Origin of the sequence: Thauera sp. (genome assembly GCF_035444905.1) — a bacterium.
In the GTDB taxonomy this organism is placed as follows: Bacteria; Pseudomonadota; Gammaproteobacteria; order Burkholderiales; family Rhodocyclaceae; genus Thauera.
Genome location: NZ_DAOMPS010000002.1, coordinates 111,228 through 123,305 on the forward strand (window position 1 = coordinate 111,228; position 12,078 = coordinate 123,305).

A 12,078-nucleotide genomic window follows, 5' to 3' on the forward strand; every position below is an offset into this window, starting at 1 on the left:
TCATGCCATGCCCCGCCTCATCCTCCTCAACAAACCCTACGGCGTGCTGTGCCAGTTCACCGATCTGGCCGGGCGCGCGACGCTGAAGGACTACGTTCCCGTACCTGGCGTCTATGCGGCCGGCCGTCTCGATACCGACAGCGAAGGCCTGCTGCTGCTGACCGACGATGGCGCCGTGCAGCACCGCATTGCCGACCCGCGCCACAAGCTGCCCAAGACCTACCTCGTGCAGGTCGAGGGCGAGCCGGATGAGACTGTGCTGGCGCAACTGCGGCGCGGGGTGGACCTGGGCGACTTCCATACCCGGCCGTGCGCGGCGCGTCTTGTCGGCGAGCCGGACTGGCTGTGGCCGCGCGATCCGCCGGTGCGCTTTCGCAAGAGCGTGCCCACCACCTGGGTGGAGATCGTGCTGCGCGAGGGCAAGAACCGGCAGGTGCGGCGCATGACGGCGAAGCTGGGTTTTCCGACCCTGCGCCTGATCCGGCTGGCGATCGGGCCATGGCAGCTCGCCGGGCTGGCACCCGGGCAGTGGCGCGAGGGCGCGGTGGTCGACCTGCCTGCGCTGCGTGAAGCGGCAGCGGACAGTCGCCCGGCGTCGGCGCGCGGGCAGGGCACCCTTGGCCACGGCCCGTCCGGCGCGGGTAAGATGCGCCGCCAATCGTCTCGATCGGGAGCCCGAGGATGAAGATTCGCCGCCTGACTGCCCGTGCCTGGGCCATGACCGCCACGCTTGCGCTCGCCGGCGCGGCCCTGGCGCAGACCGCCATGCCGCTGGCCGAACTGGGGGCGGGCATGTACCGCATCGAGGCCGAGGTCGCGCACACCTTCCAGACGCGCCAGATCGGCCTGATGAACCGCCGCTCGATGCCGGTGCACCGCGGCATGGTGTTCGTCTTTCCGGAAGACGCCACGCACTGCATGTGGATGCGCAACACCTACCTGCCGCTCTCGGTCGCCTTTGTCGATGCCGAGGCCAGGATCATCAACATCGAGGACATGCAGCCGCAGACCGAGTCCAATCACTGCGCGCGCGCGCCGGCGCGCTATGCGCTTGAGATGAACATCGGCTGGTTTGCCGAGCGTGGCATCAAGCCGGGCGACCGGCTGCGCGGCTTCGACGGCCTGCCGGCGCCGCGCTGAGACCGCGCCCGCCAACAGGCGAATAGGGCGGTTTTCCCCGCGTTTATCGGCCGGCGCCGCTGGCCCCCAAGCGCCCATAATCCGCACACGTCGTCCCGCGTCCAGGCCCATCCGGGCGGAGCGGGCGGCGGACGGAGCCGGCCGTGGCCGAAGAAAGCGACCTCGAGAAGACAGAAGACCCCTCGCCACGACGACTGGAACAGGCGCGCGAGGAAGGCCAGGTCCCGCAGTCGCGGGAGCTGTCGACCTTTCTCGTCACCGTCACCGGCGCCGCCACCTTGTGGCTGCTCGGCAACTGGATGGCGGGGCGCATGGCCGGCATCGTGCGAAACGGCTTCGCCTTCGACCGCGCCACGGTGTTCGACGACGCGCTCATGCTCGACGTCCTTAACCGCATGCTGAGCGGCGCGCTGCTGACCCTGATGCCCTTGTTCTTCGCCCTGCTGATCGCCGCGGTCGCGGCGCCGGTGCTGCTCGGCGGCCTGGTGTTCGCGCCCAAGGCGCTCGGGCCGAACTTCGGCCGCATGAACCCGATCCAGGGCATCGGCCGCATGTTCTCGGTGCACGGCCTGGCCGAGATGGTGAAGGCGATCCTGAAGTCGCTAGTGGTGGGCGGGGTGGCGGCGCTGGTGTTGTGGCTGAACAAGGACCACCTGTTCGATCTGATGGTCGAGCCGCTGGAGAGCGGCATGGCCGACTTCTCCAACACGGTGGCTTTCGCCGCGCTGCTGATCGTGCTCAGCCTGGGCCTGCTGGCCCTGATGGACGTGCCCTTCCAGCTCTGGCAGTACCAGAAGAAGCTGCGCATGACCAAGGAAGAGGTCAAGCGCGAGAACAAGGAGCAGGAGGGCGATCCGATGGTCAAGGGCCGCATCCGTGCGCTGCAGCGCGAAATGGCGCGCAAGCGGATGATGGCCGAGGTGCCCAAGGCCGATGTCGTCGTCACCAACCCGACGCATTTCTCGGTCGCGCTCAAGTACGATGCCGCACGCATGGGGGCGCCGGTCGTGGTGGCCAAGGGGCTCGGCGAGACGGCACTGAAGATTCGCGAGATCGCCGCCGAGAACGACGTGCCGCTGCTCGAGGCGCCGCCGCTTGCGCGCGCCCTGTACAGGCATTGCGAGCTGGATGCGGCGATCCCGGCCGCGCTGTACACGGCGGTGGCCGAGGTCATGGCCTATGTATACCAGCTCGACGCCTGGATGAAGCAGGGCGGCCTGCCGCCCGTGGCGCCCACCCGCTTGCCGGTCCCTGCCGGCATGGATCCGGGCGTGCCCGATGAATGAAGCCTGACCGATGGCCATGAACGACACCCTGAACCTGCGCCACATCCTGTCGCCCGCCAACCTGCGCCAGCTCGCCGCGCCGGTGCTCATCATCATGATCCTGTCGATGATGGTGCTGCCGCTGCCGGTGTTCCTGCTCGACGTGTTCTTCACCTTCAACATCGCGCTGTCGGTGATGGTGATGCTGGTGGCGATGTACTCGAAGCGCCCGCTCGACTTCTCGGTGTTCCCCACCGTCCTGCTCGTCACCACGCTGCTGCGGCTGGCGCTCAACGTGGCGTCGACCCGTATCGTGCTCCTGGAGGGCCACGCCGGCGGTGATGCCGCGGGCAAGGTCATCGAGGCCTTCGGCAGCTTCCTCGTCGGCGGCAATACCGCGGTCGGCCTGGTGGTGTTCGTGATCCTCACCATCATCAACTTCGTCGTCATCACCAAGGGCGCGGGCCGGATCGCCGAGGTGAGCGCGCGCTTCACCCTCGACGCGATGCCGGGCAAGCAGATGGCGATCGACGCCGACCTCAACGCCGGCCTCATCGACGAAAAGGAAGCCAAGCGCCGGCGCCGGGAGATCGGGCAGGAGTCGGACTTCTACGGCGCCATGGACGGTGCATCGAAGTTCGTGCGCGGCGACGCCATCGCCGGCATCATCATCCTCGTCATCAACATCCTCGGCGGCCTCTTCGTCGGCGTCATGCAGCACGAGATGGCGGTGGGCGAGGCGGGCCGCACCTACACTCTGCTCACCATCGGCGACGGCCTGGTGGCGCAGATCCCGGCGCTGATCATCTCGGTGGCCGCCGGCCTGGTGGTGTCGCGCGTCGGTGACGAGGGCGACATCGGCGGGGTGGTGATTTCGCAGGTCTTCTCCAATCCGACGGTGCTGTCGCTGACCGCGGCCATCATCGGCGTGCTCGGCCTCATTCCCGGCATGCCGAACCTGGTCTTCCTGCTGATCGCCGCCAGCCTCGGGGCGCTCGCCTGGATGCGGCGCAAGCGCATCGCCGAGGCGGCGGCGCTGCTGCCGGAGGCCGAGGCGCCGGCCATGGCGCCCCCCACCGATGCGCTGGAAGCGAGCTGGAACGACGTGTCGCAGGTCGACGTCCTCGGCCTGGAAGTCGGCTATCGCCTGATCCCGATGGTCGACAAGGGCCAGGATGGCGAATTGCTCAAGCGCATCCGCGGCTTGCGCAAGAAGTTCGCGCAGGAGGTGGGCTTCCTGTCCTCGCCGGTGCACATTCGCGACAACCTCGAGCTCAAGCCCAACGCCTACCGGATCGCCCTCAAGGGGGTGGAGATCGGCGGCGGCGAGGCCTACCCGGGCCAGTTCCTCGCCATCAATCCGGGGCGCGTGTCGGGGCCGCTCGCCGGTCGCGAGACCACCGATCCCGCCTTCGGCCTGCCGGCGGTATGGATCGACGCCAGCCAGCGCGAGCAGGCCCATGCGCTCGGGTATACGGTGGTCGATGCCAGCACGGTGGTGGCGACCCATCTCAATCACGTCATCCTCAACCATGCCGCCGAGCTCCTCGGCCGCCAGGAGACGCAGGCGCTGCTCGACCATGTCGGCAAGGAGTCGCCCAAGCTCGTCGAGGACCTCGTGCCCAAGATGCTGCCGATCGGCACGGTGCAGCGGGTGCTGCAGAGCCTGCTCGAGGAAGGCGTCAACATCCGCGACATGCGCAGCATCATCGAGGTGCTTGCCGAGCATGCGCCGCGCACGCAGGACCCGGTGCAGCTCACCACCAAGGTGCGCGAGGCGCTCGGGCGCGCAATCATCCAGAGCCTGTTCCCGGGCAATGCCGAGGTCCAGGTCATGGCGCTCGAGCCCGGCCTGGAGCGCATCCTGATGCAGGCGATGAGCGCAGGCGGCGAGGGCGGGGCGATCGAGCCCGGCCTGGCCGACACCCTGCTGCGCCAGACCGCGCAGATCGCCCAGCGCCAGGAGGACATCGGCCTGCCGCCGGTGCTGCTCGTGCCCTCGCAGCTGCGCATGCTGCTGTCGCGCTTCCTGCGCCGCGCGGTGCCGAGCCTGAAGGTGATCTCCAATTCCGAAGTGCCCGAGACGCGCACCATCCGCGTCACTGCGATGGTGGGCGCGCAGGGCTGAGGGCCGGGGCAGGGGGCAGCGGGGAGGGCGTTCGGTCGCAGCACAAGGGGTGAATAGGCGGGGTAAAGGCACGTTATTCGGCCCCAGGCAATTGACGGCCGGTGGCGATAATTCCCATCAAGCAGTGGTCGATCGTGACCGCCGGGAGAATCGCCATGAACGTCAAACGCTACTTTGCCCCCACCGCCCGCGAAGCGCTTCGTGCGCTCAAGGAAGCGCTCGGTCCCGATGCGATCGTGCTGTCGAACCGTGCGGTCGAGGGCGGGGTGGAGATCCTCGCCCTGCCGGGTGAGGCGGTGGGTGCGTTGCAGGCCGCCAACCGCGCAGCTGTCAACGCGCGGGCGGGCGGCCAGGCCGCGCCGACGGCGCCGCGCCCTGAAGCCGCAGGGCCGATGTCGCAGGCGGCGGTGGCGGATGCCTTCGCCGCCGGGCGGACGACGACGGGCGCCGGCGACAGCGACTTCCAGGTCAGCCTGTCGGCGCTGGCGGCGAGCGCGGCGCGCAACTTGGCGCGTCCGGCCGCCGCTGCCGCTGCGCCTGGGCCGGTGGTGCGTCCCTTCAACCCGCCGCGCATCGAGACCGCCGACTATGCGATGCGCGGTCGCGACGCCGAACTGCGCACGGCAGCCTCGGGCACACGCCGCGAGCCCATGGGGGTCGGTGGGCCGGCGGTGTTCTCGGGGCGCGCGAATCCCGCCGCGGCCGTCGACGAGTTCGGCAGCGCGCGCATGCGCGAGCTGCAGGAGACCAATGCCCGCCTGATGGCCGAGCTATCGGGTATTCGCGGCATGATCGAGCGCCAGCTCGCCGGCTTCGCCTGGGGCGAGACCCGCCGCCACGCACCGGCACGGGCGGCGATGCTGGGCGAACTGCTCGAGGCGGGATTTTCCGCACTGGTCGCGCGCAAGCTCGCCGAGGCGGTGGCCGAGGACGCAAGTCGCACCGAGGCGCGCGAGGCGGTGGGCAGTGCACTCGACCGCATGATGCTCGCCTGCGCCTCGGACGAGGACCTGCTCGACCGCGGCGGCGTGTATGCGCTGGTCGGGCCCACCGGTGTGGGCAAGACCACCACCACCGCCAAGCTCGCCGCGCGCTGCGTGGTGCGCCACGGGGCGGGCAAGCTCGCGCTGATCACCACCGACGGCTACCGCATCGGCGCCCAGGAGCAGCTGCGCATCTATGGCCGCATCCTCGGTGTGCCGGTGTTCTCGGTGCGCGACGCCGCCGACCTGCGCCAGACCCTTGCCGGCCTGCGCAACAAGCACATGGTGCTGATCGACACGATGGGCATGAGCCAGCGCGACCGCCTGGTCGGCGAGCAGGCCGCGATGCTCGCCGGCGCCGGTGACGTGCGCCGCCTGCTGCTGCTCAACGCCACTGCACGCGGTGACACCCTCGACGACGTGGTGCGCGCCTACGCCGGGCAGGATCTGGCCGGCTGCATCTTCACCAAGGTGGACGAGGCCGCCGCCCTGGCGCCCGCGCTCGATGTCGCCGTGCGCCATGCCCTCGACATCCGCTACCTGACCAACGGCCAGCGCGTGCCCGAGGACCTGCACCTGCCCAATCGTGCCTACCTGCTGCATCGCGCGCTGCGCGAGCACGCGGGCGAGTCGCCCTGGCACCTGAATGGCGACGAGGCGGGCATGTTGCTGGCCGCGGCCGGCGCGGGAGCCTGACATGCTCGACGGACGCGAAGACCAGGCCGCAGGCCTGCGGCGCCTGTTCCGCCGGGCGCCGCCGCTGGTGGTGGCGCTGTATGCCTGCGGCCGTCATCGCGGTCGCAACGCCGTGCTCGCCGCCCACCGCCTCGCCGGTCGCGCCGAGCGTGTGCTGATCCTCGATGAAGCGCAGGGCGACGAGGCGCTGGGTGAGGCGCTGGGCGTTGGCACTGGGGTGGATCTGCTGCAACTGCTCGACGGCCACACCACGCTTGCCAGCGTGCTGCAGCCGGCGCCGGGGCTGCTCGGCCGGGTACCGGCCGCCGCCGCCGCGCTCGCCTTGCCCCTGCTCGACGAGGCCCGCCGCGCCTGCCTGGTCGAGGCCTTGCGCATCCTGCACAGGCACGCCGGTTTCGTGCTGATCCACAGCGCCCGCGAGGGCGCGGCCCAGCCGTCGCCGTTCGTCCATGCGGCGCCACGTCGGCTGGTGCTTGCCGAAGCCAGCGCGAGCGGCGCGACCGAAGCCTACCGGACGATCAAGGGGCTGGCTGCGGCCGGGGCGGGCTCGGTCCATGTCGCCGTGTGCCGGGCGCGCGGGCGGGCCGACGCGCAGGCCTTCTTCGCCAGCCTGGAGGCCCTCGTGCGCCGCCATGTCGGCGTACCACTGGCCTGGCTGGGCGAGCTCGAGCGCGACGACATCGCCAGCGCCCTGCAGCAGCCGCTGCAGTCCGCCGGGCGCGATGTGGGCGCCGCCTTCATGCGGCGAATCGATGCCATCGCCCGCGTGCCACCGGCGCCGCGCCCATGAGTCGTGACACGGGCGTGAATTATCCCGCTGGTAATCCCGGCCCCGGTGCGGGAAAATCGCGCACTCCGATTCCCGGAGCCAGCGCGAGCAGCGGCTCGCGTCGCCAGAAGATACAGGTCGAATGGATGTATGACGCGAACGGCACGCTCGACAAGAGCAACCTCGTTGAAGCCTACGCCCCGCTGGTCAAGCGCATCGCCTTTCAGCTCATGTCCAGGCTGCCGGCCAGCGTGGACGTGGATGACCTCATCCAGAACGGATTGATGGGCCTGCTCGATGCCCTCGGTCGGTACGAGGAGGGCTTGGGCGCGCAGTTCGAGACGTACGCGGTGCAGCGCATCCGCGGTGCGATGCTCGACGGCCTGCGCGAGAACGACTGGCTGCCACGCAGCCTGCGCCGCGACATGCGTCGCATCGAGGCGGCGATCCACGCCCTCGAGCAGCGCTTCGGCCGTCAGCCCTCGGAGACCGAGCTCGCCGAGGCGCTCGGCGTGGCGCTGGAGGAGTACCAGCACATGCTGCACGAGGCGCGCGGCCACCAGCTCGTCTATCTCGAAGATTTCAACCGCGACGAGGACGACGACTATCTCGAGCGCCATCTGGTGCAGGAGGGCGCGAACCCGCTCGACCTGCTCGAAGACGCCGACATGCGCCGGCGCCTGGTGACCGCGATCGGCTCCCTGCCCGAACGCGAGCAGATGGTGATGGCCCTGTACTACGACGAGGAACTCAACCTGCGCGAGATCGGCGAGGTGCTGGGCGTCACCGAGTCACGCGTGTGCCAACTGCACAGCCAGGCGGTGGCGCGCCTGCGTGCCGGCCTGTTCGAGGGCGGCACGGTGGTGCCGCCGGCGCGCCGGCGCGGCCGCCCGCCCAAGAATCCGGCGCCCAACTGACATGAAGGCAAGGCCCGCGCCAGGCGCTCGTCATGGATAAGATCAGCCTCGTCGGCCTCACCCTGGGCATCGCGGCCATCGTCATCGGTCAGGTGCTCGAAGGTGGCCACATCTCCTCGCTGGTGCAGCCCACGGCCTTCCTGATCGTCGTGGGAGGGACGCTGGGGGCGGTGATGCTGCAGAGCCCGCTGCGTACCTTCGTCGATGGAATGCGCATGGCGCGCTGGGTGTTCGTGCCGCCGGCGATGAGCCCTCAGGGTCTCATCGACCAGGTCGAGAGCTGGAGCCATGTGGCGCGCAAGGAAGGCCTGCTGACGCTGGAGAACCAGATCGACGCGCTGCCCGATCCCTTCATGCGCAAGGGACTGCAGTTGCTCGTCGACGGCGTCGAGCCCAACCGACTGCGCGAGGTGCTGGAGGTGGAGATCGGCGTGTGGGAGAACCAGATGCGCCAGTCGGCGCGGATCTGGGAAGCCGCAGGCGGCTATGCGCCGACGATCGGCATCCTGGGCGCGGTGATGGGCCTCATCCATGTCATGGAGAACCTGTCCGACCCGTCGCGGCTCGGCGCCGGCATCGCCGTCGCCTTCGTCGCCACGATCTACGGTGTCGGCTTTGCCAACCTCGTCTTCCTGCCGATTGCGAAGAAGCTCGCCGCCCACATCATTACCCTGACCACGCAGCGCGAGATGTTCGTCGATGGGCTGGTGGGCATCGCCAACGGCGACAATCCGCGCATCATCGCCAGCCGCATGCAGGGTTACGTGGTCTGAGCGCAGGCAGACGCGCGACAGACCAGGAAAGGGCAGATCATGCGGCGCAGGCGCAAGCTCGACGAGGAACACGACAACCAGGAGCGCTGGCTCGTGTCCTATGCCGACTTCATCACGCTGCTGTTCGCCTTCTTCGTCGTGATGTACTCCCTGTCCTCGATCAACGAGGGCAAGTACCGCGTGCTGTCCGACTCGCTGGTGCAGGCCTTTCGCAACGTGACGATCAACGACAGCGGCGAGCAGATCGTGCTGCCTCCGGTCACGGTGGTGACGCCACCGCGGCCGATCAGCCCGCCGGCGACGCCTGCCGTCGATGAAGAGGCAGAGTCGCGGCGGCGCGCGACCGCGCAGCGCATGCGCAGCATGGCCGACGAGATCCGGCGCGTGCTGTCGCCGCTGACGCAGGCGGGGCAGGTCAATGTCACCGAGGGCGCGTTCGGGGTCAGCGTCGAGATCAATGCCAGCCTGTTGTTCTCGCCGGGCGAGGCCAGCCTCGGCCCGCCCGCGGTGGCCGCCCTGCAGGCGGTGGCCCAGGTGCTCGCGCCGGCCGAGTTCCCGATTACGGTCGAGGGGCATACCGACGCCCTGCCGATCAGCACCTTCCGCTTCCCGTCGAACTGGGAGCTGTCGGCGGTGCGGGCATCGACCGTGGCGCGCCTTTTCATCGACAACGGTGTGCGCGCCGATCGCCTCACGGCTGCGGGCTATGCAGACCAACGCCCGGTGGCGGACAACGCCAGCGAGGAGGGGCGGGGGCGCAACCGGCGCGTCACCATCCTGATCGAGTCGCGCGCCACGGACGCCACGCCAGCTGGGCCGACCTCCATCCCGGCGGACGATCCGATCCGCTCCATCCTGCCTCCTCCGCCCCCGGCTTCAGCAGAAGATTGAGGAGGCGCGGCGTTCCCGCAGCGACCTGCAGGCGCAGCCTGCGCGCCCACGGACGCGCAGGGCGTCAGCGCATGCGCTCGGGCTTCACCCTGGGGGTGAGTGGCGCGCCCTTGCGTGCGCGGCGGTGGCGCAGCGGCTCGCGCTGGGCGGGTTTGAGCTCGATCGTCACCGCCTTGCCGCCGCGGCCCGTGCCTTCCACCGTCAGCACCGCATCATCGGCGGGGACGGCGACCGCAGCGAGGCTCTCGCCTTCGTCGAGCGCCATCACGATCACGCCACGGCCGCCGCTCTGGGTCTTCATTTCCGGCCGCGGGAAGACAAGCAGGCGGCCGTTCTCGGACGCCGCGGCGATCCAGTCGCCGAAGGCCTTCGCCGGCGCCAGCACCTTCTCGCCCTTTTCCAGGCTCATGAAAGCCTTGCCGGCGCGCTGGCGGCTGCTGGCATCCATCACGCTGCACAGGAAGCCGTAACCGCCGCTGTTGGCGAAGAAGTAGACCGAATCGGGGGTGTCGGTGACGACCTGGGCGAGCTTGCCGCCGTCCTGGAACTCCACCAGGGTGGTGATCGGCGCGCCGTCACCGCGCCCGCCGGGCAGGTCGGACACCCTCACCGTGTACGCGCGGCCACTGGTGTCGATGACGATCAGCGGCCAGGTGGTGCGCGTCTCGATCACCGCGAAGCCGAAGTCGCCGGCCTTGTAGGTGATGCCGGCCGGGTCGATGCCGTGGCCCTGGCGCGAACGCACCCAGCCGTTCTTCGACACGATCACGGTGATCGGCTCGTCGGGCACGCTGATCTCGGCCGGCGCGACCGCCGCCACGGCCTCGACCAGCGTGCGGCGGTCGTCGCCGTATTTCTTGGCGTCGTCCTGGATCTCCTTCAGGATCAGCCTGGTCATCGCCGCGCGGCTGTCGAGGAGGTGCTGCAGGCCGGCGCGCTCGTCCTTCAGTTCGGCGAGCTCCTTCTCGATCTTGAAGCCTTCGAGGCGGGCCAACTGACGCAGGCGGATCTCGAGGATGTCCTCGGCCTGCGTCTCGGACAGGCCGAAGGCGGCGATCAGCGCGGGCTTGGGCTCGTCCGACTCGCGGATGACGCGGATCACCTCCTCGATGTGCAGGAAGGCAATCATGCGGCCTTCGAGGATGTGGATGCGGCGATCGACCTCGTCCAGGCGATGGCGGGTGCGGCGCTCGACGGTAACAAAACGGAAGTCGATCCACTCGCGCAGGATCTGCACCAGGTTCTTCTGCTGCGGCCGGCCATCACGCCCGATCATCGTCATGTTGACCGAGGCCGAGGTCTCCAGGCTGGTGTGGGCGAGCAGCACCGCCATGAACTCATCGCGGTTCTGACGGCTGGACTTGGGCTCCAGCACGATGCGCACCGGCGCCTTGTCGCTGGACTCGTCGCGCACCGTGTCGAGCACGCCGAGCACGAGCTGCTTGAGGTTCTTCTGCTCCTGCGAGACTTCCTTCTTGCCCGCGCGCGGCTGCGGGTTGGTCAGCGTCTCGATCTCGGACAGCACCTGCGCGGCGGACACGCCGTGCGGCAGTTCGTCGACGATCGCGCGCCACTGGCCGCGGGCGAGCTCCTCGATCCTCCAGCGCGCGCGCAGGCGCAGGCTGCCGCGGCCCGATGCGTAGGCGTCGCGGATGGTCTCGGGGGTGGAGATGAGCTGGCCGCCGCCGGGGAAGTCCGGGCCGGGAATGATGCCCAACACGTCCTCGAGCGTCGCCTCGGGGTGGCGGATCAGGTGGCAGGTGGCCTCGGCCACCTCGCGCAGGTTGTGCGGCGGGATCTCGGTCGCCATGCCGACCGCAATGCCCGAGGCGCCGTTGAGCAGCACGAAGGGCAGGCGCGCCGGCATCAGCTGCGGCTCCTCGAAGGCGCCGTCGTAGTTGGGGATGAAGTCCACCGTGCCGCGGTCGATCTCGGCCAGCAGCAGTTCGGCGATCGGCGTCAGCCGGCATTCGGTGTAGCGCATCGCTGCCGCCGAGTCGCCGTCGCGCGAGCCGAAGTTGCCCTGGCCATCGACCAGCGGATAGCGCAGCGAGAAGTCCTGTGCCACCCGCACCATCGCGTCGTAGACGCTGGTGTCGCCGTGCGGGTGGTACTTGCCGATCACGTCGCCGACCACGCGCGCCGACTTCACATGCTTGGAGGTGGACGACAGCCGCATCTCGTTCATCGCGAACAGGATCCGTCGCTGCACGGGCTTGAGACCGTCCTCCACCTGCGGCAGCGCGCGCGACTTCACCACGCTCATCGCGTAGGCGAGGTAGGCGCGCTCGGCGTAGCGGTCGAGCGCCAGCGTGCCGTCGTCCTCGTCCTCGGGCTCGGGTTCGGCGGGCGGGGCGGGGGGCGGGGGCAGATCCTCGCCCGCCTGCGTCGGGGCGGTCGGGCTGGCAGTTGTCGCCGCGCCCGCAATGGAGGGGGCAGCCTGAGCGGGCTTGGGCGAGCCCGCGGCGGGTTCGGGCATGTCGAACAGATCTGGGGTTTCGGTCGTCATTGCACTG

At 69.7% G+C, this 12,078-nt stretch carries 10 protein-coding genes; 9 read left to right on the forward strand and 1 reads right to left on the reverse strand.

The genetic code is table 11. From position 1 onward, the window contains the following. The first annotated feature begins 7 nt into the window (after positions 1 to 7). From PLC66_RS01745 to motD, 9 genes are all read left to right on the forward strand, one after another. Complete coding sequence (locus PLC66_RS01745) at positions 8 to 685, forward strand: pseudouridine synthase (protein ID WP_324537291.1); 678 nt, start codon at positions 8 to 10, stop codon at positions 683 to 685. Next, a complete protein-coding gene (locus PLC66_RS01750; protein ID WP_324537293.1) occupies positions 682 to 1,140 on the forward strand; it encodes a DUF192 domain-containing protein in 459 nt (152 codons plus the stop codon). Before PLC66_RS01745 ends, PLC66_RS01750 begins: the two co-directional genes overlap by 4 nt. Positions 1,141 to 1,283: 143 nt before the next feature. Further along, on the forward strand, positions 1,284 to 2,426 hold the full coding sequence (gene flhB, locus PLC66_RS01755) for a flagellar biosynthesis protein FlhB (protein ID WP_324537294.1): 1,143 nt from the start codon (positions 1,284 to 1,286) through the stop codon (positions 2,424 to 2,426). Positions 2,427 to 2,436: 10 nt separating this feature from the next. After that, entirely contained in the window at positions 2,437 to 4,533 is a 2,097-nt protein-coding gene (gene flhA / locus PLC66_RS01760; protein WP_324537296.1) for a flagellar biosynthesis protein FlhA, read from the forward strand. Between the two features lie 155 nt (positions 4,534 to 4,688). After that, positions 4,689 to 6,212: a flagellar biosynthesis GTPase FlhF gene (gene flhF, locus PLC66_RS01765; protein ID WP_324537298.1), complete on the forward strand. Its 1,524-nt coding sequence runs from the start codon at positions 4,689 to 4,691 to the stop codon at positions 6,210 to 6,212. 1 nt (position 6,213) lies between these two features. Next, on the forward strand, positions 6,214 to 7,002 hold the full coding sequence (locus PLC66_RS01770; protein WP_324537300.1) for a MinD/ParA family ATP-binding protein: 789 nt from the start codon (positions 6,214 to 6,216) through the stop codon (positions 7,000 to 7,002). A gap of 125 nt (positions 7,003 to 7,127) precedes the next feature. Then, complete coding sequence (locus PLC66_RS01775; RefSeq protein ID WP_324537302.1) at positions 7,128 to 7,898, forward strand: RNA polymerase sigma factor FliA; 771 nt, start codon at positions 7,128 to 7,130, stop codon at positions 7,896 to 7,898. A gap of 32 nt (positions 7,899 to 7,930) precedes the next feature. Next, on the forward strand, positions 7,931 to 8,671 hold the full coding sequence (locus PLC66_RS01780; protein WP_324537304.1) for a flagellar motor protein: 741 nt from the start codon (positions 7,931 to 7,933) through the stop codon (positions 8,669 to 8,671). Between the two features lie 39 nt (positions 8,672 to 8,710). Continuing rightward, entirely contained in the window at positions 8,711 to 9,562 is an 852-nt protein-coding gene (motD, locus tag PLC66_RS01785) for a flagellar motor protein MotD (RefSeq protein WP_324537306.1), read from the forward strand. Between the two features lie 64 nt (positions 9,563 to 9,626). Here motD and parC read toward each other — a convergent pair whose 3' ends face one another. Continuing rightward, positions 9,627 to 12,071 carry a DNA topoisomerase IV subunit A gene (gene parC, locus PLC66_RS01790; protein ID WP_324537308.1) on the reverse strand — a complete coding sequence of 815 codons (2,445 nt, stop codon included), beginning with the start codon at positions 12,069 to 12,071 and terminating at the stop codon, positions 9,627 to 9,629. Positions 12,072 to 12,078 lie beyond the last annotated feature (7 nt).

What these genes read in the sequence shown, in the direction of transcription:
- flhA (WP_324537296.1), top strand. Translation starts at nt 2,437, where the DNA reads ATGGCCATGAACGACACCCTGAACCTGCGCCACATCCTGTCGCCCGCC.
- PLC66_RS01775 (WP_324537302.1), top strand. Translation starts at nt 7,128, where the DNA reads ATGTATGACGCGAACGGCACGCTCGACAAGAGCAACCTCGTTGAAGCC.
- motD (WP_324537306.1), top strand. Translation starts at nt 8,711, where the DNA reads ATGCGGCGCAGGCGCAAGCTCGACGAGGAACACGACAACCAGGAGCGC.
- PLC66_RS01780 (WP_324537304.1), top strand. Translation starts at nt 7,931, where the DNA reads ATGGATAAGATCAGCCTCGTCGGCCTCACCCTGGGCATCGCGGCCATC.
- parC (WP_324537308.1), bottom strand. Translation starts at nt 12,071, where the DNA reads ATGACGACCGAAACCCCAGATCTGTTCGACATGCCCGAACCCGCCGCG.
- PLC66_RS01745 (WP_324537291.1), top strand. Translation starts at nt 8, where the DNA reads ATGCCCCGCCTCATCCTCCTCAACAAACCCTACGGCGTGCTGTGCCAG.
- PLC66_RS01770 (WP_324537300.1), top strand. Translation starts at nt 6,214, where the DNA reads ATGCTCGACGGACGCGAAGACCAGGCCGCAGGCCTGCGGCGCCTGTTC.
- flhF (WP_324537298.1), top strand. Translation starts at nt 4,689, where the DNA reads ATGAACGTCAAACGCTACTTTGCCCCCACCGCCCGCGAAGCGCTTCGT.
- PLC66_RS01750 (WP_324537293.1), top strand. Translation starts at nt 682, where the DNA reads ATGAAGATTCGCCGCCTGACTGCCCGTGCCTGGGCCATGACCGCCACG.